This is a genomic window from Pseudarthrobacter sp. PH31-O2 (assembly GCF_030063265.1).
Classification (GTDB): domain Bacteria; phylum Actinomycetota; class Actinomycetes; order Actinomycetales; family Micrococcaceae; genus Arthrobacter.
The window spans coordinates 389,185-413,366 of record NZ_JASIST010000002.1 but is presented as its reverse complement, the minus strand read 5'-3'; the positions used below and the strand labels follow the sequence as shown (position 1 = coordinate 413,366).

At 67.0% G+C, this 24,182-nt stretch carries 23 protein-coding genes; 2 read left to right on the top strand and 21 right to left on the bottom strand.

Annotation, left to right across the window (positions count from 1 at the left end; all coding sequences use genetic code 11):
• Positions 1–4: 4 nt before the first annotated feature.
• From dapB to QMG72_RS05725, 6 genes are all read right to left on the bottom strand, one after another.
• A complete protein-coding gene (gene dapB / locus QMG72_RS05750) occupies positions 5–763 on the bottom strand; it encodes a 4-hydroxy-tetrahydrodipicolinate reductase (RefSeq protein WP_283479964.1) in 759 nt (252 codons plus the stop codon).
• 30 nt (positions 764–793) lie between these two features.
• Positions 794–1,276, bottom strand: coding sequence for a molybdenum cofactor biosynthesis protein MoaE (locus tag QMG72_RS05745; protein WP_253033227.1), 483 nt, complete (start codon positions 1,274–1,276; stop codon positions 794–796).
• Complete coding sequence (locus tag QMG72_RS05740; protein ID WP_253033228.1) at positions 1,266–1,772, bottom strand: MogA/MoaB family molybdenum cofactor biosynthesis protein; 507 nt, start codon at positions 1,770–1,772, stop codon at positions 1,266–1,268. The genes QMG72_RS05745 and QMG72_RS05740 overlap by 11 nt, the downstream gene beginning before the upstream one ends.
• A gap of 2 nt (positions 1,773–1,774) precedes the next feature.
• Positions 1,775–2,278: a cyclic pyranopterin monophosphate synthase MoaC gene (moaC, locus tag QMG72_RS05735; RefSeq protein WP_253033229.1), complete on the bottom strand. Its 504-nt coding sequence runs from the start codon at positions 2,276–2,278 to the stop codon at positions 1,775–1,777.
• Positions 2,266–3,489, bottom strand: coding sequence for a molybdopterin molybdotransferase MoeA (locus tag QMG72_RS05730; protein WP_283479963.1), 1,224 nt, complete (start codon positions 3,487–3,489; stop codon positions 2,266–2,268). Before QMG72_RS05730 ends, moaC begins: the two co-directional genes overlap by 13 nt.
• An 81-nt stretch (positions 3,490–3,570) precedes the next feature.
• On the bottom strand, positions 3,571–5,226 hold the full coding sequence (locus QMG72_RS05725; RefSeq protein ID WP_283480004.1) for a molybdopterin-dependent oxidoreductase: 1,656 nt from the start codon (positions 5,224–5,226) through the stop codon (positions 3,571–3,573).
• Positions 5,227–5,435: 209 nt separating this feature from the next.
• Between QMG72_RS05725 and moaA the strand changes: the two genes are divergently transcribed.
• Together moaA and QMG72_RS05715 are read left to right on the top strand one after the other, a co-directional pair.
• Positions 5,436–6,572, top strand: coding sequence for a GTP 3',8-cyclase MoaA (gene moaA, locus QMG72_RS05720; protein WP_226774198.1), 1,137 nt, complete (start codon positions 5,436–5,438; stop codon positions 6,570–6,572).
• A gap of 7 nt (positions 6,573–6,579) precedes the next feature.
• Positions 6,580–6,846 (top strand): MoaD/ThiS family protein, encoded by a 267-nt coding sequence (locus tag QMG72_RS05715; RefSeq protein ID WP_283479961.1) that lies wholly within the window; start codon positions 6,580–6,582, stop codon positions 6,844–6,846.
• Here QMG72_RS05715 and QMG72_RS05710 read toward each other — a convergent pair.
• From QMG72_RS05710 to QMG72_RS05640, 15 genes are all read right to left on the bottom strand, one after another.
• The gene (locus QMG72_RS05710) at positions 6,843–7,748 is read right to left on the bottom strand and encodes an alpha/beta hydrolase (RefSeq protein ID WP_283479960.1); all 906 of its coding nucleotides are present in this window, start codon (positions 7,746–7,748) and stop codon (positions 6,843–6,845) included. The genes QMG72_RS05715 and QMG72_RS05710 overlap by 4 nt on opposite strands.
• Positions 7,745–8,422 (bottom strand): TetR/AcrR family transcriptional regulator, encoded by a 678-nt coding sequence (locus QMG72_RS05705; RefSeq protein WP_253033231.1) that lies wholly within the window; start codon positions 8,420–8,422, stop codon positions 7,745–7,747. The genes QMG72_RS05710 and QMG72_RS05705 overlap by 4 nt, the downstream gene beginning before the upstream one ends.
• Complete coding sequence (locus tag QMG72_RS05700; RefSeq protein ID WP_226774202.1) at positions 8,419–10,035, bottom strand: class I adenylate-forming enzyme family protein; 1,617 nt, start codon at positions 10,033–10,035, stop codon at positions 8,419–8,421. The genes QMG72_RS05705 and QMG72_RS05700 overlap by 4 nt, the downstream gene beginning before the upstream one ends.
• Positions 10,032–11,285 carry a branched-chain amino acid ABC transporter permease gene (locus tag QMG72_RS05695; RefSeq protein ID WP_283479958.1) on the bottom strand — a complete coding sequence of 418 codons (1,254 nt, stop codon included), beginning with the start codon at positions 11,283–11,285 and terminating at the stop codon, positions 10,032–10,034. The genes QMG72_RS05700 and QMG72_RS05695 overlap by 4 nt, the downstream gene beginning before the upstream one ends.
• Positions 11,282–12,157 (bottom strand): branched-chain amino acid ABC transporter permease, encoded by an 876-nt coding sequence (locus QMG72_RS05690; protein WP_226774204.1) that lies wholly within the window; start codon positions 12,155–12,157, stop codon positions 11,282–11,284. The genes QMG72_RS05695 and QMG72_RS05690 overlap by 4 nt, the downstream gene beginning before the upstream one ends.
• Positions 12,154–12,909 carry an ABC transporter ATP-binding protein gene (locus QMG72_RS05685; protein ID WP_283479957.1) on the bottom strand — a complete coding sequence of 252 codons (756 nt, stop codon included), beginning with the start codon at positions 12,907–12,909 and terminating at the stop codon, positions 12,154–12,156. Before QMG72_RS05685 ends, QMG72_RS05690 begins: the two co-directional genes overlap by 4 nt.
• Positions 12,906–13,670, bottom strand: coding sequence for an ABC transporter ATP-binding protein (locus QMG72_RS05680; RefSeq protein WP_253033233.1), 765 nt, complete (start codon positions 13,668–13,670; stop codon positions 12,906–12,908). Before QMG72_RS05680 ends, QMG72_RS05685 begins: the two co-directional genes overlap by 4 nt.
• 91 nt (positions 13,671–13,761) lie before the next feature.
• Positions 13,762–14,958, bottom strand: coding sequence for a substrate-binding domain-containing protein (locus tag QMG72_RS05675; RefSeq protein ID WP_502934648.1), 1,197 nt, complete (start codon positions 14,956–14,958; stop codon positions 13,762–13,764).
• A 401-nt stretch (positions 14,959–15,359) separates the two neighbouring features.
• Positions 15,360–16,703: a M16 family metallopeptidase gene (locus tag QMG72_RS05670; protein WP_226774207.1), complete on the bottom strand. Its 1,344-nt coding sequence runs from the start codon at positions 16,701–16,703 to the stop codon at positions 15,360–15,362.
• 154 nt (positions 16,704–16,857) lie between these two features.
• Positions 16,858–19,107 carry a polyribonucleotide nucleotidyltransferase gene (locus tag QMG72_RS05665; protein ID WP_283479952.1) on the bottom strand — a complete coding sequence of 750 codons (2,250 nt, stop codon included), beginning with the start codon at positions 19,105–19,107 and terminating at the stop codon, positions 16,858–16,860.
• 243 nt (positions 19,108–19,350) lie between these two features.
• Positions 19,351–19,620, bottom strand: coding sequence for a 30S ribosomal protein S15 (gene rpsO, locus QMG72_RS05660; protein ID WP_226774209.1), 270 nt, complete (start codon positions 19,618–19,620; stop codon positions 19,351–19,353).
• A gap of 159 nt (positions 19,621–19,779) precedes the next feature.
• Positions 19,780–21,081 carry a kynureninase gene (gene kynU / locus QMG72_RS05655; RefSeq protein ID WP_502934647.1) on the bottom strand — a complete coding sequence of 434 codons (1,302 nt, stop codon included), beginning with the start codon at positions 21,079–21,081 and terminating at the stop codon, positions 19,780–19,782.
• Positions 21,078–21,932, bottom strand: coding sequence for a tryptophan 2,3-dioxygenase (gene kynA, locus QMG72_RS05650; protein WP_253033236.1), 855 nt, complete (start codon positions 21,930–21,932; stop codon positions 21,078–21,080). Before kynA ends, kynU begins: the two co-directional genes overlap by 4 nt.
• Before the next feature lie 135 nt (positions 21,933–22,067).
• Positions 22,068–23,084 (bottom strand): bifunctional riboflavin kinase/FAD synthetase, encoded by a 1,017-nt coding sequence (locus QMG72_RS05645; protein WP_283480002.1) that lies wholly within the window; start codon positions 23,082–23,084, stop codon positions 22,068–22,070.
• 655 nt (positions 23,085–23,739) lie between these two features.
• Positions 23,740–24,135, bottom strand: coding sequence for a hypothetical protein (locus QMG72_RS05640; RefSeq protein ID WP_253033237.1), 396 nt, complete (start codon positions 24,133–24,135; stop codon positions 23,740–23,742).
• Positions 24,136–24,182: the final 47 nt, after the last annotated feature.

The following is a 24,182-nucleotide window of genomic DNA, read 5'->3' as shown; positions in this document are numbered from 1 at the left end:
GCGCTCAGAGCCCCAGGTCCAGGTAGCCGTCGAGGCCCACGGTGAGGCCCGGATTCGCGGCAACGCTGCGCACACCCAGCAGCACACCGGGCATAAAAGAGGACCGGTCGAAGGAATCGTGCCGGAAGGTCAGCTGCTCACCCGGCCCGCCCAGCAGGACTTCCTGATGCGCCACGAGGCCCCGGAGCCGGACACTGTGGACGCGGACTCCGTCGACGTCGCAGCCGCGCGCGCCGGGCAGGCCGGTGGTGGTGGCGTCGGGGCTGGCAGGCAGGCCTGCGGCTGCACGCTCGGCGGAGATCAGCTGCGCGGTGCGCACGGCGGTTCCGGACGGGGCATCCACCTTGTCCGGGTGGTGCAGTTCGACGATTTCGACGGATTCGAAGTAGCGCGAGGCCTTGGCCGCAAACGCGGAGGCGAGGACCGAGCCGAGCGCGAAGTTCGGTGCGATCAGGACACCGACACCGGACCGGCCGGCGAGGAGCTGCTCGAGCCGGGCCAGTCGCGCCGCGTCCCAGCCGGTTGTCCCCACCACGGCGTGGATGCCGTGTTCGACGGCGTAGGTGACGTTCGCTTCCGTGCTTGCGGGGACCGTCAGGTCCACCACGATCCGGGCTCCGGCGTCGCTGAGGGTCTCCAGGGGATCGTTCCGGCCCAGCGCGGCGACAAGCTTCAGGTCCGCGGCGGCCTCGATGGCCCGCACCGCCTCGGCGCCCATGCGCCCGTTCGCGCCCAGCACGGCGACTGCGAGTTGTTCGGTCATGCCATCAACCCTACCGCCGGGCAGCCGGGCCTATTCCCCGGCGCCGACCCACTCGACCGTGCCGTCGGCAAAGAACTGTTCCTTCCAGATCGGGACCTGGGCCTTGATCCGGTCCACAAGTTCCGAGCAGACCGCGAAAGCCTGGCCGCGGTGCGCGGCAGCGACGGCACAGACCAGCGCGGGGTCGCCGATCTCCAACATCCCGATCCGGTGTGCCGCCCAGATCCGGACAGGATTGGCAGGCACGTCCGCGGAACTGCCGGGATGTCCGGCGGCCGACTGTTCGGCGACAAGCGCGGCAACGACGTCGGCCATCACCTGGTGCGCTGTCGGGTGGGCGCTGTAGCTCAGGCGCTGGACGGGTTTGCCGCCGTCGTGGTTCCTGACCACGCCGCTGAAGCTGACCACTGCACCTGCGGTGTCGGACTCGACGGCGGCGATGGCCTGGTCCACCGAGATGGCGTCGGCGCTAAGCACCGCGTTGATGACTTCGAAACGTGGCTCAGTGCCCATGGCCACCCTCCAGCTGGTCGCAAAGGTGTCCCAGGATCGGATCGAGCACGCTGAGGCCGTCCATCACGCCCTTGGGGGAACCGGGGAGATTAATAATGAAGGTCTGGCCGGCCGCGCCTGCGTGGCCCCGGCTGAGCATCGCCGTCGGGGTCTTGGCGGATCCGGCGCTGCGGATGCCTTCCATGATGCCCGGGATCTCCCGGTCCAGCAGTGGCAGGGTCTGTTCCGGGGTAGCGTCGGTGGGGCTCAGCCCGGTGCCGCCGCTGGTGATGATAACGGCCGGAGCCTGGCTCAGGAGCGCGCGCAGGGCACCGCCCACCGCGTCTCCGTCCGGGACGACGAGGGCCGGGTAGGGTTCAAAGCCGTGTTCGGTTAGCCAATCGATGATGACGGGCCCGGTCAGGTCCTCGTAGACCCCGGCCGCGGCCCGGGTCGAAGCAATAACAACGCCGGCCTTACGCCCGCTCGCTTCACCGTGGCGGTGTGGTTCAGGCATGCTCACAGTCTCCAGTCCCCGCTCTTGCCGCCGCTTTTGGCCAGCACTTTGATCTCCGTCAACACCGCGTGTTTGTCCACTGCCTTGATCATGTCGTACACACTGAGGCCGGCCACCGCCGCCGCTGTCAGCGCTTCCATCTCGACGCCGGTGACCCCGCGGGTCTTAACCGTGGCAAACACTGTGACCGAGTCGGCGCCGAGCTCAAAGTCGACGGTGACCTTGGCGATCGGCAGCGGGTGGCAGAGCGGGATCAGCTCCGGGGTTTTCTTGGCGGCCATAATGCCCGCTACCCGGGCGACGGCGAGGGCATCGCCTTTGGGCAGTTCGCCCGCGCCCAGAAGAGCCAGGACCTCGGCCGTGCTGCGGACGGTGGCGGTGGCAGTGGCCTCGCGGGTGGTCTCGGCCTTGTGCGAAACATCCACCATCTGGGCCGTCCCGTCCGGCCGGAGGTGGGTCAGGATTGGATTTTCAGTTACGGGCTCTTCTGCGTTCACAGCATCCATACTTCCACCTCGGCACCCTCGGCGAGCGCACCGGTTCCTTCCGGGACCTGGATCAGGGCGTTGGAGTGCGCCAGCGCACTGACGAGGTGCGAACCGGACCCGCCTTCAAGCCTGACGGTGCCGTCGGGAAGGACCGTGCCGCGCCGCACCTGGTGTTTGCCTGCCGGTGACGTGAGCGCCCCGGCCAGGCGGGCCGTGACCGCCGGCCGCGGGGCGGGCGAACCGAAGAGGTCCCCGAGCGCCGGCCGCAGGAACATTTCGAAGGAAACGAGGCAGCTCACCGGGTTCCCCGGGAAGCCCAGCACGGGCACTCCTTCGAAGGTTCCGATTCCCTGCGGGCCGCCGGGCTGCATCGCGACGCCGAAGAAGTCGACGCGATGACCCTCCATCGCCTGCCGGACCACTTCATACGCGCCCTTGCTGACGCCTCCGGTAGTAACAATCAGGTCAATGTCCGCCAGGTGCCGGCCCAGCAGGGCGGCGAGCTCCTCCGGGCGGTCGGTCGAAACCCCGGTCCGGGTGACGTCGAGGCCTGCCTGGCGCATGGATGCCTCGAGCAAGGTGGCGTTGGAGTCGTAGATCTTGCCGGCGCCCAGCGGCCGTCCCGGCTCCACAACCTCGTCCCCGGTGGTGACCAGGAGGACCCGCAGGGCTTGGTAGACGGCTACCTCGGTGTATCCCAGCGCTGCCAGCAGCCCCAGCTGACCGGGTCCGAGGCACGTTCCGGCGGTGAGGGCCAGCTCACCGGTGCGGATGTCGCTGCCGGCGTCACGGACGAAGTTTCGTGCCGGGGCGGCGGGAAGGCGGACCGTGGCCGGCACTCCCGGGAGCGGGAAAGCCGCGGGGTCCGCCTGCTCGATCGGGACGACGGCGTCGGCGCCGGCTGGCAGCATGGCTCCGGTCATGATCGGCGCGGCAGTCCCGGCAGCCAGTTCAGGGGGCGCCGCGCCGGCCGCGACGGGGGCCACAACGGTCAGTTCGGTGCCGCCGTCGGGCACATCAGCACTCCGGATGGCAAAGCCGTCCATCTGCGAATTCGCAAATGGCGGCAGGTCCAGCGGAGCCACGACGTCCGCAGCGAGTCCGCGGCCCAGTGCCGCCAGGAGCGGGAGCATCTCGATCCGGTCCGGGGTGCGGAGCGGGGCCAGCAGCCGGCGGACCGATTCGCGGTGCGCTGCCACGGTGACGTGCCGTGCCTGGGTGCTGTGCATTCGTTCGTGACCCCTCGTCGTGGGCCATTGACTTGAGTCGCCGGCCCGGCTCCGTGGCCCTGGCGTGTTTGGCCCGGCCCGCTAGGACTTCACATCAACTCTAACCGTGTGAAAGCCGGTAGCACCGCTGGGCACCACGGGCGCGCGCTCTTCCACCTGCGCGACGCCGTTGAGGTCCGTGGCGCGGACCTGGACCTCGTACTGGCCGGGGCTCAGCTGCAGTTCGAGTTTCCACTGGTACCAAGTGTCGCGGGAGATCCCGGGGGCCAGCTGCGCCGGCTGCCACGTGCCGCGGTTGACCCTGAGCTCGACCCGGCCAATCCCGGTGTGCTGGGCCCACGCGACGCCGCCGAAGGCCACCGTCCCGGCCTGGACCGAGCGGGCCTGCCGCGGCACGTCGATCCGGGAGGAGGTTTTGACCGGCCCTCGCTCACTCCAGCCGCGGGGCGTCCAGTATCCGGCGTCGTCCGCGAAGCGCGTCACCTTAAGCTCTGTGACCCACTTGGTCGCCGAAACGTAGCCGTAAAGGCCCGGGACGATCATTCGGACCGGGAAGCCGTGCTCGAGCGGCAGCGGGTCGCCGTTCATACCAACCGCCAGGAGTGCGTCACGGTCATCCGTCAGCGCCTCCAGCGGGGTGCCGGCCGTCCAGCCGTCCGCACTGCGGGACAGCACCATGTCCGCGCCGTCCTTCGGGCGGGCCAGTGCCAGTAGTTCCCTGACCGGCCAGCCGAGCCATCGGGCGTTGCCAATCAGGTCCCCGCCCACCTCATTGGAGACACAGGCGATGGTGATATGCCGTTCGGTCAGCGGTTTAGCCAGCAGGGCGGCAAAGTCCAGGGAGATCTCCTGCTCCACCAGGCCGGTGACTTTGAGGGTCCACTGCTCCGGGTTCACCACCGGGACGCGCAACGCGGTGTCAATCCGGTAAAAGTCCTTGTTCGGCGTCACCAGCGGCACCGCGCCCTCCAGCCCGAGTTCGGCGCCGGCCGGGACCGGCGGGGCCGGTGCCGACGGTCCGGGAAGCACCAGCTTGCTGCGCAGTTCACTCACGGCTGCGGCTGCCCCGCGGATCGTTGAAGCCAGCACCCCCGCGATGAGGGCGGCAGCGGCCGTTCCGCCGAGCGCCTGGAAGAATCGACGCCGGGCCGGAGCGGGCGCCGGGGCGCCGCTAACCGGTGCGGCGGTGCCCGAGGCGGCGCTAACCGGGGCGGCGGTGCCCGGGGCGGTGGTGCCCGGGGCGGAATCCGCGGGCGCCAGTAGGGCACGGCTGTGCCATTCGCCCAGCCGCCGGACCAGCCACCGCAGCGCAATCATCCCCACGATGGCGGCGAGCAGCGGGACCGGGACCGCGTTCAACGTCAGTTCGGCCCGGCCAAGTACTGCCACCAGCCCCACTGCGCCGAAGACGGCAATCAGGGCAACCCCGGCGAAGCGCCGGCGCGCTTCGACGACTCCGGACAGGGCTGCCAGTCCGGCGATCAGCAGCGCCATGCCACCGAGCAGGGCTACTTTGTCCGCCGTCCCGAAGAGCGAAACGGCCCAATCCTTGACCACCGGCGGGACAGCATCGATCACGGCCCCGCCCACAGCTGTCACCGGGGAAAGGGAAGGGCTCACGAATCCGGCCGTGAGCTCCCCCAGGGCAAGGCCCGTTCCGACGGCCGTGATTCCGGCCGCTGCAGCCCAGCCGCCCGTGTGCCGGGCCGGACTTCGCGGCCCGGGGACAGCCGGCACCTCGGTCCGCCCGCCGGGGCCCGGGGTGGGCGCAGGCGCCGCTGGTTGACGGTTAGGGGTCGTGTTCACCCCTCCATCATAGGTTTTGTGCCGCGCGGCAGCGCCGGGTGGCCGACGGTACGGACCACGGAACGGGCGGCGGAACGCCGGCAGCGGAATCCGGACCGGACCGGAGTGTTGCCGGCGTCGAGTTGGCGTAGCCTGATCCTATGAGTGTTCAGCTAGGCATGCCCCAGCCCCGCGCGGATGACGCATCCGGCGAGGGAATTTCTGCGACGCAGCCCACCGCACGCCCGGCCGGAATGCCCGCGGGCCTCCTCGACCGCTACGGCCGCCGTGCCACCGATATGCGGCTCTCCCTGACGGACAAGTGCAATCTGCGCTGCACCTACTGCATGCCGGCCGAGGGCCTTCAGTGGCTCTCCAAGCAGGCAGTGATGTCCGCGGCGGAGATTGTCCGGATCGTCAGGATCGGCGTCGACATGCTGGGGGTGCGTGAACTGCGGCTCACCGGCGGCGAACCGCTGGTCCGGGCGGACCTGCTGGATATCATTTCAGCCCTCCGGCAGGCACACCCGGACCTTCCCATCTCGATGACCACAAACGCCGTCGGGCTGGACAAAAAAGCCGCCGGGCTGAAGGCGGCGGGGCTGTCCCGGATCAACGTCTCACTGGATTCGCTGCATGAAGAAACGTTTACCCAACTGACCCGGCGCCCCGTCCTGAACAAGGTCCTGGCCGGCGTGGACGCCGCCTGGGCCGCTGGCCTGGGTCCCGTAAAACTCAATGCAGTGCTGATGCGCGGCATCAACGACGCCGAGTCCCCCGCGCTGCTGGCATGGGCCCTGGACCGCGGCTACGAACTGCGTTTCATCGAGCAAATGCCGCTCGACGCGGACCACGGCTGGACCCGCAGGAACATGATCACGGCCGCGGAAATCCGCGATTTGCTCTCCGTCGATTACGTCCTCAGCGCCGATCCGCGGGACCGCGACGGCGCCCCCGCGGAACGCTTCGAAGTCCGGGCGCGGGTTCCCGGCACCGCCGAGGCGACCGGCCCCGTACTCGGAACCGTCGGGATCATCGCCTCCGTGACCGAGCCGTTTTGCGCGGACTGCCGCCGCACCCGCATCACAGCGGAGGGCAAGATTATGAGCTGCCTGTTTTCCCGTGAGGAAGTGGATCTGCTGGACCTGCTCCGCCAGGGCGCCAGCGACGAACAACTCGCCGAGCGCTGGCAGGATGCCATGTGGATCAAGCCCAAGGCCCACGGGATGGACCACGTCGGGCTGGACGCCCCGGACTTCGTCCAGCCGGACCGCAGCATGAGCGCCATCGGAGGCTGAACCACCTGTGAATGTACGTTACTTCGCTGCCGCGCGCGCTGCCGCCGGCGTCGACAGTGAACTCTTCGACCTGCCCGCGGACGCCACGCTCGCCGCGTTGCTTGATACGATCCTCGCCGTCGAACGCCCGGAACCCCCGGCCGGGACCCCGCCGCTGGCGCGTTTACTGTCACGAAGCAGCTTCCTGCGCAACGAGGTGGCGGTGCGGAACCGTGCGGTAGTGCTGCAGCCGGACGACGTCGTTGATGTGTTGCCGCCCTTCGCCGGCGGCTAAGGAGCCGCCAGCGCCGCACGCACAGTGTCCGCGACGGCGGCTGCGCCGGCCCCGCCCATAATAATCGTGTAGTGGTTAACGTCGGGGACTTCGCGGATGGACAGGGAAGGCAGCTTGTCCGCCCAGGTATTCAGGTAGCCGGGCGCGTAAAGGCCGCCGGCTTCATTGAGCAACCCCCGCGGGGCCCGCAACGCAATGGTTTCGACCGCGAGCTCAGCCAGGGCCTTTAGCAGTGAAGCGCCCCGGTGCAGTTCGGCGGTGTCGTCCGCCATCGCCTGGTACCGGGTGGCCGGCCGGAGCTGCGGTGCCTCGCCGATGAGGTCGTAATCGACGTATTCCTCCACGAGCGGGTTCCAGTCCGCACTGAAGGCCGGATGCTGCCGCCAAAAGCCGCGATAGGCCTCCTTGCTGGGGAAGGCTGCGTTCAAGCGCTCGGCCGCCGGACCCAGCACCGCAGCGACGATTTCTTCGTCGCTGAGCTGCGCCGGCACCTGGAGCGGCAGCCCGCCGTCGACCAGCACCAGGGACCGCACCAGCGCCGGAAACAGGTTCGCCATCACCACGGCGGCGAACCCTCCCATCGAATGGCCAACAACCACCACGGGCCCGGTGCTCAGTGCGGTCAGCACGGCCGCGAGGTCCCCTGCGTGGGACGGCATCCCGTAGGGAGCAGGCAGCCCGTTGCTCCGGCCCCGGCCCCGCAGGTCCGGGGCAATGATCCTGACGTCCGGCAGCGCCCGGGACAACGCCAGCCAGGCCTTGTGGGACGCCGTAACACCGTGCACCGCAAGGATGGTCGGGGCAGCAGGGTCCGCGGGTCCCCAGAGGGCGGTGTGCAGGGTTCCGCCACGGACCGCAACCTCGATGGTCCGGTAGCCGGGGTCAGCAGTGGCCTCGTTCATGGGACTGTCCTTTCCGGAGCCTGTATCGGTCTGGTGGCGGGGCCGGGAGTTGGGCCCGGTGTCGGTGCGAGGGCACGTTCGATGAACTGCATCATTTGCTCAAAGACTTCCTCCGGGACATCAGGCCGGGCACCGTGCGCCGGCTCGGTGCCTTCCTCGTCCCACAACACCCAGCGCATGCCGATAAGTTCGCCGATGCCCATGAGGGCCCACGCCGCGACCGTGGGGTCCATGTCCCGGACTTCGCCGCTGAGCTGCGCGGCTTTAAGCCCTTCGATGTAGCCATTGACGATCCGGGTGTAGTGCAGGCGCAGCGCCCCGGGCGAGACGAACTCGGCCTGCCGGATGATGCGGTACAGCGCGGGATGTTCTGCGGTGAATTTGAAGAAGGCCCGGAACCCGGCGCGTTCGGCTGCGAGACGGGTGCCGGCGGATCCGGCGGCCTCCGCCATGGCGTGCCGTACCCGCCGGTTCAGGTCCTCAACGACCTCATCGAAAATGGCTTGTTTGCCCTCGAAGTAGAGGTAGAACGTGCCGAGTCCGACGCCTGCCTCCTCGGTGATTTTTACAATAGAGGCCTCGTGGTAGCCCACCGAAGCGAAGACCGTTTCGGCAGCCTGCAGCAGTTTGGCCCGGGTGCGGGTACCCCTCGCGGTGCGCGGCGCGGCGCTCATCGTTGACTCCCGTCCGCGGGCAGGAAGGCGCCCCTGTTGTCCGGTTGTGCCGCCGGCCCGTCCCCGCCCAGCTGCTGCCGCAGCCGGCCGCGCAGCACCTTGTTCAAGGCAGTGCGGGGCAATGCGGCAACAGTGACGATCCGTGCCGGAACTTTGAAGTGGGCCAGCCGGGCAGCGCAGTGCTCAAGGAGGTCCTGATCATCCGTGGCAAGGCCGGGGCGGATCACTACAAAAGCCACACCGGTTTCGCCCCAGCGCTCGTCGTCGACGCCAACGACGGCGGCCTGCGCCACTGCCGGATGGTCCAGCAGTACCGCCTCGACCTCAGCCGGGGCCACGTTTTCGCCCCCTGAAATGTAGATGTCCTTGAGTCGGTCCACGACTTTGATATATCCCTCGGCGTCGCGCTCCACGAGGTCACCGGTGCGAAGCCAGCCGCCAGCCAGGACGGCCGCAGTAGCGGCCGGGTCGCGGAAGTAGCCGGCAAAGACCCCGGGGCCGCCCACCAGGAGTTCGCCGGTGGCGGCGCCGTCCAGGATGTCCCCCGTCACCGGGTCGGCCACGGCGACGGCGACATGCGGGTACGGTTTGCCCGATGACCCCACCATCCGGGCGGCGTCCTCGTTGGCAAGGCAAAGGACATTCGGTGACGCTTCCGTGAGTCCGTAGCCCTGGCTCAGGGCCACTCCTCTGCGGTGCCAGATCCGCAGCAGCGGTGCCGGCATGGGTGCCCCGCCCACCACGGCGTGCCGGAGGCTGGCCAACCCGGCGGACGCGAAGTCCGGGTGCTCGGCGAGCATCAGGTACTGGGTAGGGACACCCATGAGCATGGTCACGCGCCGCTCCGTGATCAGCTGCAGGACCCTGCCAGGTTCGAAGCCGCGTTCGAGAACCACGGTTGCCCCCGTCCACCAGGCCAGTAGGGGCTGGATGTTCCAGCCCCCCACGTGGAACTGCGGCAGCACGGCCAGCACGACGTCGGTGCTGCCAAGATCCAGCGTTCGGGACAGGGACAGATTGGTCCAGAAGCAGTTGGCGTGGGTCAGCACGGCGGCCTTGCTGGCGCCCTCGGTTCCGGACGTGAAGACCATCAGGAGGGGATCGTCGTCGCGCACTTCCCGGTTGATCCCGGGCCCGCCGGCGCCCGGACCGGACACAATCAGCGGCCGGGACGGTGGTGGCACCGACTTTTCAATGCCGCCGGGGCCCAGCGCGGCGGTCCGCGGCCGGTGTGCCAACAAGGTGCAGGCCCCCGCGGCGAGGGAGTCCAGTTCGTCCTCGACAAGCAGCAGCTGCGGTTCGGCGAGCTCCAGCTGCGCGGCAAGCTCCCTGGCTGAGAGCCGCCAGGACAGCGGGACGAGGACCAGGCCCGCCTTGGCGCAGGCGAAAAACACCACAACGTGGTCTGAGCTATTGCCCGTCAGGGTCGCGACCCGGTCCCCGGTGACGTAGCCGGCGACCTTCAAGGCAGCGGCGAGTCCGGCAGCCCGACGCTCCAGTTCGCCGTAGCTCAGCGTGCAGCCGCGGTCGTCAACGGCGATCCGCAGGGGGGTGGAAAGGCTGCGGTCAGTGGTCCAGCGGCCCAGGGTGTGCAGCCCGTCGACGGGTATCATGCGGATTCCTCCAGGATCTCGCGGGACGCCGCTCTCTGTTGGCGGCCCGTGCCGGGGGGCCCGGCACCTTCATTTCCCTTGCCGGGCCCCCCGCTCCGGTTGCGGCGGCGGCCGGCCAGCCGCTGTGCGGTGCCCGTCAAGCCGCCTGGCAGGAACAGCACCACGAGGATAAACAAGGTGCCCAGGATGAACAGGGGTTCCGACAGCGGTACCCGAAGGATGTCCGGCAAGGCATTGATTGCATCGGAGTTTGCCAGCGTCGTGAGGCGCTGGTCCAGGATGGTGTAGAAGACTCCACCGACCACGGCACCCCAGCGTGAACCGACGCCGCCCAGGACCACCATCACCAACAACGTGATGGTCAGGTCCGCGGACATGGCCCGCGGCACGGCGCCGCTCTGGAGCAGCAGGAACACCATACCGATGATGCTGACCAGGACGGCGGAGACCACAAAGATGAGCAGCTTGACGAGGTACGGCTGCAGGCCCAGGACGCGGACGCGGAGCTCGTTCTCGCGCACTGCGGCGGCGACGTGCCCGGCGCGGGAGGACTGTACCCAGGTCACCACGGCGAAGACAGCCACCAGTACCACCAGGGCCAGCCAGTAGAGGTTGCGTGTATTGACCACACCGACAAGGAAGTCCGGCAGGTTGTCGGTGCGCAGCGTCAGGCCTTCATCTCCGCCGGTGGTGCCGTCCGGGTTGCGTCCTACTATGACCGAGCCGGCCTGGGCGAACGCGAGCGTGACCATGGCGAACGGAATGCCGTTGACCCGCAAGCTGATGCTGCCCACCACATGGGCCAACACAATGACAATCAGCAGGGTCAGTCCCATTGCAGGCACCAGCGGGATGTCCAGGTTCTGCAGGATGATCGCCAGGCCGTAGACGCCGGCCCCGAAATACAACGCATGGCCAAAGGACAACAGTCCGGCGACACCGAGCAGCAAATGGTAAGTCAGGGCTGCGGCAGCCATCAACATACACATCGCGAGCAACTGCAGGGAACCGGGCGTGTACGTCGGCCCGGGCAACACTCCCGGCAGGGACAGATTGAGCAGCGGCAGCAGGAACAGGAACACGATCCCGGCGGCCCCGGCGGCTAGGCCGGCGATCCTTCGGCGGGTTGGGAGTCCCCGGCCGCCGCCGGGGGTTGCCCGGAGGGCGCCGCCAGCGTGCTCGCGGGTGCTGTTGCCAGTGCTCTGGATGTTTCCGGCGTTGGTGCCGGCGGCGTCAGTATCAGTAGTCATGAGGTTCTCCCGAGCAGGCCGGATGGACGGAACAGCAGGACCAACGCCAGGGCGAGCACCACAACGAAGTCGCCGGTGCCGCCGAGATAAAAGTTGGCGAACTGTTGCAGGACGGCGACAGCGACGGCGGCGATGGCTGCGCCGGTCAGCGAACCCAGTCCGCCGATCACTGTGACGATGAATGCGAAGATCAGCAGCGAGCCGCCCAGCATCGGTGAGACGTAGCCAAAGTAGTGCGAGGCCAGGACCCCGCCGAGTCCCGCCGCGGCTCCGCCGATCGTAAAGACGAGGGTAAAGGCCTTCCGGACATCGATGCCAAGGGCCGTCACCATGGAACGGTTCTCGACGCCGGCGCGGATGATCATGCCGTAGCGGGTGTTTTTCAGGAAGAACACCATGGCCAGCAGCACCAGGACGGCGGCGACGATGCAGACAAAGCGATCGTTGGGTACCCTGGCGCCGAGGACCTCGGTGGTTTCCTTGAACCACGCAGGTCCCTGGATGAACACCGGATCGGTGCCCCAGATTCCGTCAAAGAGGGCGACGGCCGCGAGGGACAGGCCCACCGTAATGAGGACCTGCTCGATGTGCCGCTGGTAGAGCCTGCGGATCAGGACAAACTCGGTGAAAGCGGCGAAGGCGGCAGCGGCAGCCGCGCCGGCCAGGAGCGAAAGCAGGAATGTTCCCCAGCTATCGGAGCCGGTCCGCCGGGCGATTTCCCAGCCGGCGAAGGCTCCAAGGGTAAGGAAGGCCCCGTGCGCGAAGTTGAGCACTCCCATCAGCCCATAAATCAGAGACAGTCCGGCGGCCACGAGGAAGTACAGGGCACCCAGGCCCAGGCCGGTGAAGAGCAAGAGGACAACGGTACTCACAGGGCGGTCCCCCTCACGGTATGGTCCCGCGCGGGGCCCTCAGCAGAGACCCCCAGGAGGCGCTGGGTTAGCTCGGCGTCGTCGAGGAATTCCAGGGCCCGGCCGGTGTGGACCACCCTGCCGCCGGAGAGGACGACGGCACCCTCGGCGAGTTGGCGGACGACGTGCAGGTTCTGCTCGACCAGCAGGATGGGCACGGTCCTGGCGGCTTCGGCGAGCGTCTCGGCAACCTCCGAGACAATTTTCGGAGCCAGGCCCTTGGTGGGTTCATCCACCAGCAGGATCTTGTTGGTATTCAGCAGCGCGCGCGCCAGTGAGACCATTTGCTGCTGGCCGCCGGAGAGGGTTCCTGCCATTTGCGCGGACCGGGCCAACAGGTCCGGGAAGAGCTCCTCGACGAGCTGGCGCCGGGGTGCGGCGTCCCGCTCGGCAAGCCGGAGGTTTTCTGCCACGGTGAGTTTGGCAAAGACTTCGCGGTCCTCGGGAACGTAGCCCACCCCGCTGCGGACAATCTTGAACGTTGGTTCCTTCTCGATCCGTACACCGTCGAGCTCAACGACCCCGGTTCGGTCGATCAGGCCAATGATGGCCTTGATGGTGCTGGTTTTCCCCACACCGTTGCGCCCCAGCAGGGCGGTGATGCCGGTGGCCGGGACGATGAACGAAACGTCCTCCACGACCTGCTGCCCGGCGATGTGGGCGCTGAGGCCCTGAAGGCAAAGAATCGGGCGGGGGTCCGCTGCAGTGCTCATACGGGTTCTCCAAGATAGGCACTTTGCACTGTCGCGTCGGACATCACGGCCTCCGGACTGTCCAGGGCGAGCAAGCTGCCATGGTGCATCACCGCCACCCGGTCTACCAGGCCCAGGACCACGTCCATGTGGTGCTCCACCATCATCACGGTGCATCCCCGGTCCCGGTGCAATCCCCGGATGATGGCCGTGAGCGCCGGGACGTCCCCCGATGCCACCCCGGCCATCGGCTCGTCCAGGAGGACGACGGCGGGATCCGTTGCCAGCAGCACGGCGATCTCCACCTTGCGCTTCTCGCCGTGCGAGAGATCGCCGGCCGCCGTCATGAGCTGGCCCGTGAGCCCGACTTCCCCGATGGTCCCGCGCGCAATCCGGGTCGCTTCGTCGGACGCTGCGGGAAATCGCAGCACGCTGAAACTGCCTCCCAGTTTCGCCTGCGCGGCGAGCCGGACGTTTTCCAGCACGCTGAGACGGGGGAACAGGTTGGACGTCTGGAAGGTCCGCCCCAGACCTGCCCTGGCTCTGCGGTGCACGGGCGCGGCCGTGATCTGACGGCCGTTGAGGGTGATGGTGCCCGCAGTCGGCCGCATCACCCCGGAAATCAGGTTAAACAAGGTCGTTTTGCCGGCCCCGTTGGGGCCGATAACGCCGACCATTTCGCCGGCGCCGACGGCGAAACTCACCTGCTGGAGGATGCGCGCACCGCCGATCTGCAGGCCGAGGCCGTCCACCGCCAGGGCGGGCAGGGCTGGGGATTTCATTCGATTCCTTCGTCTTGTGCTGGGGCCGGCCACGGTGGTGGCGGCGCAGTGCGGCGCTGTGCGTTGCCATGCGGCACAGCGCCGCGAAGGACTACTTCTTTTCCGGCGGGGCGACCGTGTCGCCCGGGACGACCTTGATCAGCTCAGGAGCCCAGGAACCGCCCGCCTGGACGAGCTTGACCTGGTACATGTCCTGGATCAGTGCGTGGTCTGAAGCCCGGACGGTTTCCTTGCCTTTGGGTCCGTCGAAGCTGAATCCTTCGAGCGCCTTAACCATGGCGTCGGTGTCGGCGCCGCCTTCCTTGACGGCCTGGGCGATCATCTGGCCGGCAACAAAGCCGTCCGGGGTGAAGAGGTCGGCCTTTTGGCCCGCCTTTTCGACGGCGGCGATCATCTTCTTCTCCACGACGGTACCCGCGGCCCCCGGGAAGTAGTGGTTGAGGAAGCTGATTTTACTGGTCGCCTCGCCGTAGGCGCCGAAGGTCGCTGCGTCGCCGAGGCCGGTGACGATCGGTGCGGCGTCGAATGCGCCCTGCTGGCTCAGTGTCTGCCACATGGTGCCGGAGGTAGCCCCGGCCCAGGCAACAAAGACCATGTCAGGCTTCGCATCGATGAGCTGGCGGGCAAACGGCGTGAGCTCCTGGCCTTCCGGAACAAGGACCGGCTCCACTGTGGCCCCCTTGGCCCCGAGGATGGCCTTGACAGCGGCGACGTTGCCCTGTCCGAAGGCGTTGTCCTGCGCGAAAACCACAACCTTTTTGCCCTTGGTATCGATGAACGAACCGGCTGTGGCCACATCCTGCAGACTTTGCCGGCCGGACCGGAAGGTGTATTTGTTAACGCCTTGGAGGGCATCCGTGGCGGCGGGGCCGGCGATGTAGAGGACTTTGTTCTGCTGCGCCTGCTCGGCCAGTTTCAACGCAATTCCCGAGGAGACCGTGCCGCCGATGATCTTGTAGCCCTTGCCGATCAGGTCTTTGGCCGCCGTGACGGCTTTGTCCGGATCGCCGCCGTCGTCGGCGTAGCTGAGGTTGATCTTGGCGCCGTTGACCGCTCCGGTCCCGCCAGTCGCGTAGTCGATGCCGGCTTGGAGGCCCTCATAGTAGGTGGCGCCATAGGCTGCGAGCGGTCCGGTTTTGGAGTAGATAATGCCGACGTTGACGGGTTCGGCCGACTGGCTGCTGCCCGATTCGGCCGGCGCTGCGGTGCCGGCAGTGGGCGCGCAGGCGCTGAGGGCCAGCCCGGCGGCCAAAACGGTGGCCATTAGGAACTTCTTTGTATCCTTCACGGGATGCCTTTCGTTGAGAATCCGGGGAATCTGAGCAGGAAATTCGCTGAACCTGAAAGGTGATTCAGATTACAGTTAATCTAGGGCGCAGCTCAGGGCGTGTCAACGGATTTCAAAAAAGGCTTTTGTAACGTAACGGCTTCGGGCACAGTTCAGCATCGGGCGCAGGCCGGCGTCGGGCGCAGGCCGGCGTCGGGCGCAGTTCAGCGTCGGGCACAGTTCAGCGTCGGGCACAGGCCGGCTTAGGGCAACGGCGGCTCCACGCGGGGATATGCCGGGGCTGCGCCTCCTAACCGAGGCGCAGCCCCGAAGCTCCCGTGGCAACTCCCCCGGCGCGCGGCCCGCACGCATCCGCGGGGAACGTTTCGAGCGCCCCGGGCGCCCTGCCGGGCACGGCCCGGTTAGAGGCCGAAGGTTTCGTTTTCGTCGAAGGGGCCAACGACCGTGAGGGTCCGTGGCGCAGCCGCGAGTTCGCGGGCGAGCACCTGGACCTCGTCAGCGGTCACCGCCTTGATCTGGCGAAGCGTCTCGTCGATGTCCTGGTATTCGCCGGAGACCAGTTCGGCACGGCCGAGCCGGGACATCCGTGAGCCGGTGTCTTCCAGTGCCAGCACGATTCCGCCACAGAGCTGCCCCACGGCCTTGCGGAGTTCCTCCTCGGAGATCCCGCCTTCTGCGAGCTTGTCCAGTTCGGCGCCGAGCAGCTCAACGACCTGCCGGACCTTGGACGGGGTGCAGCCGGCGTACATTCCGAAGTACCCTGCGTCGGCGTAGGAGGAGGCGAAGGAGTAGGTCGAGTACACCAAGCCGCGCTTCTCCCGGATTTCCTGGAACAGCCTGGAGGACATCCCGCCGCCCAGGACTGCGTTGAGCACGCTCATCACAAAGCGGCGGTCGTCTGTGGCGACGATGCTGGGGCAGCCCATGATGATGTTGGCCTGTTCCACCGGACGCTTGACCACGTGCAGTCCGGCGGTGCCGGTGATCGCGGCCCGGTCGGTGGAGCGTCGCTGCACCGGCGCGGCGTCAGGCTCAAGGCTCCAGCCGGCGGAATGCAGGGCATCCACAACGAGTCCGCAGACGACGTTGTGGTCCAGTCCCCCGGCGGCGGTGATAACAAGCTCATCCGGGCGGTAATAGCGGCGGTAGTGGTCCCAGACAGAATCCCGGGCGACGGCACGGATGGCGTCGGGGGTACCGCCGATTGGGCGGCCCAACGCGTGGGTACCCAGCACGGCCGCGACAAAGTGTTCGTGGGCGACGTCGGTCGGATCGTCGCTGTCCATCGCGATTTCTTCGAGGATAACGTCGCGTTCCTGCTCCATCTCCTGCGGGTCCAGCACGGCACCGGTGATCATGTCCGCGATGACGTCGATCGCCATCGGCAGGTCGGTGTCCAGCACGCGGGCAAAATAGCAGGTGCTTTCCTTGGCCGTGGCTGCGTTGGACTCCCCGCCGACCTCATCGAAGGCCGAGGCGATCTCCAGGGCGGTGCGCCGCTGGGTGCCCTTGAACAGGAGGTGTTCGAGGAAATGGGTGGAGCCGTGCTGCCCGGGCGCCTCGTCGCGGGAGCCCACGCCAACCCAGAAGCCGATGGTGGCAGAACGCTGTCCGGGCATCGCCTCGGTCAGCACACGGACACCGCCGGGAAGGACCGACCGCCGCACTTCGGATCCGCCGTCGGCTCCGTGGATCAGGCTGTCAGCATGCTGGTTCTGCTCAAGCGGCAGGGGTACGACAGTCATCAAAGCCTTTCAGTAAAAACATCCCAAATCTGCCTGCCATCGTACCAGCGGGAAATCGCCCGGACGGTACGGCGGCGGCGATGTTCTACGCCGCCGTTAACGACAGCGGGGCCGGTGGATAATCCACCGGCCCCGCCACTTGGGTCAGGAAAGACTACTCTGCGGCCTCGAGGGAGACCTCAGCGTCGTCAGCGTTTCCGGCACCGGCCTCGTCAGCCACAACGGGCGAGAGCGAAAGCTTTCCACGGTCATCGATCTTGGTGATTTCCACCTGGATCTTCTGGCCGACGGAGACGACGTCATCAACGTTGTCCACGCGCTTGCCGCCGGCGATCTTGCGCAGCTCGGAGATGTGCAGCAGACCATCCTTGCCCGGAGTCAGGGAAACGAAAGCACCGAAGGTGGTGGTCTTGACGACCGTGCCCAGGTAGCGCTCGCCGATTTCCGGGATCTGCGGGTTGGCAATGGCATTGATCGCGGACCGTGCTGCGTCGGCAGACGGGCCGTTCGTGGCGCCAATGTAGACAGTTCCGTCGTCCTCGATCGAGATGTCGGCGCCGGTGTCTTCCTGGATCTGGTTGATCATCTTGCCCTTCGGGCCGATGACCTCGCCGATCTTGTCTACCGGGATCTTGACCGCGATGACGCGCGGCGCGAACTCGGAGAGCTCGTCCGGGGTGTCGATTGCGGAGTTCAGCACGTCCAGGATGTGCAGGCGGGCTTCGCGGGCCTGCTTCAGGGCGGCGGCCAGCACCGAGGCCGGGATGCCGTCGAGCTTGGTGTCCAGCTGGATGGCCGTAACGAACTCGGAAGTACCGGCAACCTTGAAGTCCATGTCACCGAAGGCATCTTCGGCGCCGAGGATGTCGGTAAGGGCGGCGTAGCGGGTCTGGCCGTCAACCTCGTCGGAAACCAGGCCCATGGCGATACCGGCAACAGCAGCCTTCAGCGGCACGCCTGCGTTGAGCAGGGACAGCGTCGAGGCGCAGACGGAACCCATCGACGTCGAACCGTTGGAGCTGAGGGCTTCAGAGACCTGGCGGATGGCGTAGGGGAATTCCTCGCGGGACGGCAGAACCGGCATAATGGCGCGCTCTGCGAGGGCGCCGTGGCCGATTTCGCGGCGCTTCGGGGAACCGACCCGGCCGGTCTCGCCGGTGGAGTACGGCGGGAAGTTGTAGTTGTGCATGTAGCGCTTGCGCGTTACGGGCGAAAGCGAGTCGATCTGCTGTTCCATCTTGAGCATGTTCAGCGTGGTGACGCCCATGATCTGGGTTTCGCCGCGCTCGAAGATGGCCGAGCCGTGGACGCGGGGAAGAACCTCAACCTCGGCGGTGAGCTGGCGGATGTCCGTCAGGCCACGGCCGTCGATGCGGATCTGGTCCGTGAGGATACGCTGGCGCACAACGTGCTTGGTGACGGAGCGGAAGGCTGCGGACAGCTCCTTTTCGCGGCCTTCGAACTGGCCGGCCAGGGATGAGGTGACCTCGTTCTTCAGCTCGTCGGAAGCGGTGTCGCGTTCCTGCTTGTCCGCGATCTGGAAAACTGCGGCCAGCTTCTCGGCGGCAGCTGACTCCACGGCGGCGTAGACGTCGTCCTGGTAGTCCAGGAAGACCGGGAACTCGACGGTCGGCTTGGCGGCGCGTGCTGCCAGGTCGGACTGGGCGTCGCAAAGGGCCTTGATGAACGGCTTGGCGGCCTCCAGGCCCTCCGAAACGACCTCTTCGGTCGGGGCGGCGGCGCCCTGTTCCTTGATGAGGTTCCAGGAGTTGTCCGTGGCTTCGGCTTCAACCATCATGATGGCGACGTCGTCGCCCTTGACGCGGCCGGCAACGACCATGTTGAAGACGGCGTTCTCGAGCTGGGAGTGCTTCGGGAAGGCAACCCACTGCGAACCGTGTTCGTCGGCGATCAGGGCAACGCGGACGCCGCCGATCGGGCCGGAGAACGGCAGGCCGGAGAGCTGGGTGGACATCGACGAAGCGTTGATCGCTACGACGTCGTAGAGCTCGTCCGGGTTGATGGACAGCACGGTGACCACGATCTGGACCTCGTTGCGCAGGCCCTTGACGAAGGCGGGACGCAGCGGGCGGTCCATCAGGCGGCAAGCGAGGATCGCTTCAGTGGACGGGCGGCCTTCGCGGCGGAAGAACGAGCCCGGGATGCGGCCGGCGGCGTACATACGCTCTTCGACGTCGACGGTCAGCGGGAAGAAGTCGAAACCTTCACGCGGGTGCTTGCCGGCGGTGGTGGCGGACAGCAGCGCGGTTTCTTCGTCGAGGTAGACCATCGCTGCGCCGGCTGCCTGCTTGGCAAGTCGGCCGGTTTCAAAGCGGATTACACGCTTGCCGAAGCGGCCATTGTCAATGACTGCTTCTGAGAACTGGATTTCGGGACCCTCCATAGAGAGTCACCTCCGTTTCATGGTTCACGGAGTCCAGCCGCATCAACCCAGCCCGGCATCTGCCGGCCTGCACTACACCCGGTCATCGATCGAGACCCACGGGCCGGGCTTCATATCCTGGAAGCCGTTCCCGGAGATCACTACCGAAGACCGCGAATGCGTGATGCGGTTGATCCTCCTGTTGAGTTGTGTGTGAAAAAGGCGGCCCATTCCGTCACGGAAGGGGCCGCCCCTTAAAGCTGACTAGCGGCGCAGGCCGAGACGCCCAATGAGCGCACGGTAGCGGGTGATGTCAGTGTTCTTGAGGTAGGTGAGCATACGCTTGCGACGACCAACCATGGCCAGCAGACCGCGCTGGGTGTGGTAATCGTGCTTGTGCACCTTCATGTGCTCAGTGAGATCCTTGATCCGCTGAGTCAGGACTGCAACCTGGACCTCCGGCGAACCGGTGTCGCCCTCGGACGTTGCGAAATCCTTGATGATGGACTGCTTTACAGCGGCTTCAAGTGCCACAATAACTCCTAGATATGTGCCGTGAGGCCCGAATCAGTAACTCACCGCCGGGGGGTGCCGTGCCGGTTCTTCTGCTTTGATGCCAGATGTCCCGTACACAACAGGACCCAGCCGCCACGGACTGCAGCCGGATCCAACGCCTAGTTTACCGGCACGCCGCTAATCTTGTCGAAACGACCCCTCCGGTGGTTGCCCGGAATGGCCCGCGTCCAGCCGTTCGCGGATCGCAGCCACCCCACGGTGCACCTCGGTAAAGGAAGTACTCAGCGGGGACAGCCCGATCCGCAGGCCCTGCGGTGCCCGGAAATCCGGGATGACGTCGGCCGCCCACAGTGCGGCGGTCATCTCCCGGAACGCCGGGTGGTCCACCGTGATGTGGCTGCCGCGCAGCTCCGGCTCCCGCGGCGTCGCGAGTTCCACGCCGGCCGGGGCGAGCCAGGCATCGTGGAGCTCGACGGCGAACGCGGTCAGCAGGCGAGATTTCTCCCGAACCGCGGCCATGCCGACCTCCTCGAGCAAGTCCAGGGTGCCACGCATGGCAAGCATCCCGAAGACCGCCGGGGTGCCGCTGAGGAACCCGCGGATGCCGTCTGCCGCTTCATACCCGGGCCCCATCTCGAATGCGTCCTTGCGGCCCATCCAGCCCCAGATCGGCTGCTGCAAACCCGGCAGGTGCCGGGCATTAACATAGGCGAACGCCGGCGAGCCGGGCCCCCCGTTGAGGTACTTGTAGGTGCAGCCGGCGGCGAAGTCGACCTCGGCGGCGTCCAGGGCAATCTCCACCGAACCGGCGGAATGGCACAGGTCCCAGACCACCAGCGCACCCGCGGCGTGAACGGCAGCGGTGATCCCGGGCAGATCGGCAAGGAACCCGGAGCGGTAGGCAATCTGGCTCAGGACCACAACGGCGGTGGCCGGACCCGTTGCCGCCCGCACCTGCTCGACAGTTACCCCGGCGGAAGGATCGGTGTGGATCCAGCGCAGCGTCAGCCCTTCTTCGCGGGCGATGCCCTCGACAAGGTAGCGGTCAGTGGGGAAGTTCTCCGTGTCCAGCACTATTTCGGTCCGGGCCGGGTCGGCGATCGCGGCCACCGCGGCCCGGATCAGCTTGTAGAGCACCACGGTGGTGGAATCGGCGATGATGGTCTGCCCGGCCGCGGCGCCGAGGACTGCCCGGCCGAGCTGGTCGCCGATGGCCTGCGGGAGCTCCAGCCAATGCTCGTCCCAGCCGCGGATCAGCCGCCCGCCCCAGCTGTCCTGGATGAAGCTGCTGATGTCCGTGACGGTGCGCTTGAGCGGCCGGCCCAGGGAGTTGCCGTCCAGGTAGGCGAGGTCCGTGTCGGCACCGATGAAGTGGTCGCGGCAGGCAGCCAGCGGATCGGCGGCGTCCAGTTCCCGGGCGCGCTGCAGCAAGGCATCTCGGTTCTGTGCCGCGGCCGCCGCGGGAGTCAGTGCGCTCACTGGCCGATCTCCGTCCGGACGGCGAAGAGCTCGGGGAAGAACGTCAGTTCCAGCGCCTTCTGCAGGAAGGCAGCACCGCTGGAGCCGCCGGTGCCGGACTTCATGCCGATGGTGCGCTGGACCGTTCGCAGATGCCGGAAGCGCCACAGCTGGAAGTTGTCCTCAAGGTCCACGAGTTCCTCACAGGCCTCGTAGGCGCCCCAGTTGTCCGCGGCGTTCTCGTAGATGTACTTAAAGACGGGGACCAGCTCGGCGCAGAACTCGTGCGCCTTGGTGACGTCCCGCTCCAGCAGCGCGGCGGGGACGTCGAAGCCCTGCCGCTTGAGGTAGGCGAGGAAATCGTCATAGATGCTCGGCGATTCGAGGATCTCCAGCAGCATCGCGTGGGCTTCGGGGTCGGATTCGAACACCGGGAGCATCTTGCGGTTCTTGTTGCCCAGCAGGAATTCGACGGCGCGGTACTGGCTGGACTGGAATCCCGAGGAGTTGCCCAGGAAGCCGCGGAACTGCGAATACTCGGTGGGCGTGAGGGTGGCCAGCACGGACCACTGCTCGGTCAGGGTCTTCTGGATGTGCTTGACCCGGGCAATCGCCTTCAGCGCCGAGCCGAGGTCGTCGGAGCGGAGCCAGGCGGCGGCGCTGCGGAGCTCGTGCAGGACCAGCTTGAGCCACAGTTCGGTGGTCTGGTGCTGGATGATGAACAGCATCTCATCATGGTGCTCCGGTGTGCTGACCGGGTTCTGGGCGCTCAGCAGCGTCGGGAGCTGCAAGTAGGAGGCGTAGCTCATTCGGGAGCTGAAGTCGCGGACAATATCCTTGTCCAGTTCCCTGGTATTTTTCTCAATCGTCACGTTTTGTGCCTTCCTTGCCCACGGGCTCTTCTTCGTTTCCCCGTCCGGCGGCCCGGGGAAACCTGGCACCGGCCGAGCCGGGCATCCGGCCGGCGGATTCACCTCTCCGGCGGCCCGGCGCAGCGGATGGTCGGGTTAGGGCACAAATAGAATACTGTGCGCCTGGACAACGTCCAGCCGCATCTGGTCCACCAGTGCTTCAGGGCCACGGTACGTCACCATGCCCCGCAGCCGGGCGACGAATTCCACCACTACTGTCTGGCCGTACAGATCGAAGTCTTCCACGGCCTCTTTCGGCCGGTCGATCACGTGCGCCTCAACCTGGCGGCTGACGCCGTCGAAGGTGGGGTTGGACCCGACGGAGATGGCGGCAGGCCAGCGCGTGCCGGCCTGGTCCACAAGCCAACCGGCGTAGATGCCATCAGCCGGGACGTAGCCGCTCGCGTCAGCGGCCAGATTTGCGGTCGGGAAGCCGAGGTCACGGCCGCGAGCGGCGCCGTGGACCACCTCGCCGCGCATCCGGTGCGGTCGTCCGAGTACGGCGGCCGCAGTGGCGACGTCGCCCTCCCGCAGTGCCTCGCGCACCCAGGTGGAGGAGCAGCGGCGGTCGGTGCCGTCGTGGGCGGTGCGGTCTTGTCCCTCACCGGGTGCGTCGCCGTGGAGCGGAAAGCCTTCCGAGCCGAACTCGCTGATAACCAGCACCTCGAAGCCGAGCTTCCGGCCGAGGTCCTGCATGGTCTCCAGGTCCCCGGAGTTGTTCCGGCCGAACCGTGCATCGTGGCCGATCACCACGTGGCTCGCCCTGAGGCTGCCGACCAGGACAGTGGCGACAAATTCTTCGGGGGTGAGGCTGGCCAGCTCGAGGGAGTACTTCATGACCAGAACGGCGTCGAGGCCCAGTTCGCTGAGGGCGGCAAGCTTGTCTTCCAGACCCATGATCAGTTCCGGGGCGGATTCGGGGCGGTGGACCTGCGCCGGATGCGGGTCGAAGGTGATGGCGACGGCGCGTGCGTGATTGATACGGGCGACCCGGATGAGCTGTGAGAGCACTTGTTGGTGGCCGCGGTGTACCCCGTCGAAATTGCCGAACGTAACGACGGAAGGACCAAAGTCCGCCGGGACTTCGGACGGATCGTTCCAGATGTGGACCATCAACCTCGCCTTTTTGCTTCCTGCCATGTGCTCCTCCGGATAAACCTGCCGGCTCCGGAACTCTCCTAGATTACCTGCAAACGTCGGCTGCTTCCGACGGCACTGCGGGTCCGCGCCGACGCTCCGCCGCGTTCGGTACGCCAGCACCACGAGGCAAAGACAACAGTCCAGCGGGTGTCTGCGCGGGTGCGGTTTCCACCGAGGCCCGCACCCAGGTGTGGCTGAAGGAGAACCCGGGACAGAGCTCCACGGCCTCCTGAGGCAGATCCCGGTAGCCCAGATTGCCGGGGCATGCTCGGCACGGACCGGCAGACAGCGCAAGCCGCGCTGGTGGCCGCGGTGGTGGCCGCGGTGGTGGCCGCGGTGCCCACGCTGCTGGCAGGAATGCACAAGAACGCACAAGCCTACGAGGGCGCCGCCAGACTCGAGCCGGTGCCTTCAGCCGGAAGATCAACGACGCCGGGCAGCCCACCAGGATTACGGACGTTCCCTACACCATGGTTTCCGATTCGTCCTGGCCGGTGGACTCCGTGATCATCATTAATACCGCGGCCAACAGGGTGATCGAGCACTTCCGCGTCGACCTCAACGGCAACCCGCTGCGCTAGCGGCCTCGACTGCGCCGGCCACCGTGCCGGGACTGAGCCGCCCGGTTTTACTGCCCGGTTGATCCACCGGCTGTCCGGTAGTTCCGCCAGTGCAGCAGCACGGCGGCGAGGATCAGTGGAACGTGGATGCCCGGAAGGTTCCTCGCGAACCATTCCGGCAGGTAGATGTCGGTGACCGAGCCTGTCTCGTCCCCCAGGTCCTTGGCCACTGCGGTAAGCGGGCAGTGGAATCCGTTCGCGGAAAAAACCAGCGTCTCGGCAGCCACGACAACGGCGGCGATGCCCGCCCGCCGGTCCGTGCGGCCGCGGACACCGGCGTACAGGACGTATACCATGCAGGCTTCGATCGTGAACCAGGCAAAGGTATGGAATGCCTTCACGGCCCTCAGGAGGGACTCACGTTCTTCCTTCCGCAACGCTTGTGGAGCCTTGAGTCCAGCCATGCCTCCAGCGTAGCCGCGGCCGGGTGTCTGTTCAGGGGCTTTCGACC

What these genes read in the sequence shown, in the direction of transcription:
- QMG72_RS05665 (WP_283479952.1), bottom strand. Translation starts at nt 19,107, where the DNA reads ATGGAGGGTCCCGAAATCCAGTTCTCAGAAGCAGTCATTGACAATGGC.
- QMG72_RS05705 (WP_253033231.1), bottom strand. Translation starts at nt 8,422, where the DNA reads ATGAGCGCCGCGCCGCGCACCGCGAGGGGTACCCGCACCCGGGCCAAA.
- QMG72_RS05700 (WP_226774202.1), bottom strand. Translation starts at nt 10,035, where the DNA reads ATGATACCCGTCGACGGGCTGCACACCCTGGGCCGCTGGACCACTGAC.
- QMG72_RS05740 (WP_253033228.1), bottom strand. Translation starts at nt 1,772, where the DNA reads ATGCCTGAACCACACCGCCACGGTGAAGCGAGCGGGCGTAAGGCCGGC.
- QMG72_RS05730 (WP_283479963.1), bottom strand. Translation starts at nt 3,489, where the DNA reads ATGCACAGCACCCAGGCACGGCACGTCACCGTGGCAGCGCACCGCGAA.
- QMG72_RS05680 (WP_253033233.1), bottom strand. Translation starts at nt 13,670, where the DNA reads ATGAAATCCCCAGCCCTGCCCGCCCTGGCGGTGGACGGCCTCGGCCTG.
- QMG72_RS05640 (WP_253033237.1), bottom strand. Translation starts at nt 24,135, where the DNA reads ATGGCTGGACTCAAGGCTCCACAAGCGTTGCGGAAGGAAGAACGTGAG.
- QMG72_RS05710 (WP_283479960.1), bottom strand. Translation starts at nt 7,748, where the DNA reads ATGAACGAGGCCACTGCTGACCCCGGCTACCGGACCATCGAGGTTGCG.
- dapB (WP_283479964.1), bottom strand. Translation starts at nt 763, where the DNA reads ATGACCGAACAACTCGCAGTCGCCGTGCTGGGCGCGAACGGGCGCATG.
- QMG72_RS05670 (WP_226774207.1), bottom strand. Translation starts at nt 16,703, where the DNA reads ATGACTGTCGTACCCCTGCCGCTTGAGCAGAACCAGCATGCTGACAGC.
- moaC (WP_253033229.1), bottom strand. Translation starts at nt 2,278, where the DNA reads ATGGATGCTGTGAACGCAGAAGAGCCCGTAACTGAAAATCCAATCCTG.
- QMG72_RS05645 (WP_283480002.1), bottom strand. Translation starts at nt 23,084, where the DNA reads ATGGTCCACATCTGGAACGATCCGTCCGAAGTCCCGGCGGACTTTGGT.
- moaA (WP_226774198.1), top strand. Translation starts at nt 5,436, where the DNA reads ATGAGTGTTCAGCTAGGCATGCCCCAGCCCCGCGCGGATGACGCATCC.
- QMG72_RS05745 (WP_253033227.1), bottom strand. Translation starts at nt 1,276, where the DNA reads ATGGGCACTGAGCCACGTTTCGAAGTCATCAACGCGGTGCTTAGCGCC.
- QMG72_RS05695 (WP_283479958.1), bottom strand. Translation starts at nt 11,285, where the DNA reads ATGACTACTGATACTGACGCCGCCGGCACCAACGCCGGAAACATCCAG.
- QMG72_RS05685 (WP_283479957.1), bottom strand. Translation starts at nt 12,909, where the DNA reads ATGAGCACTGCAGCGGACCCCCGCCCGATTCTTTGCCTTCAGGGCCTC.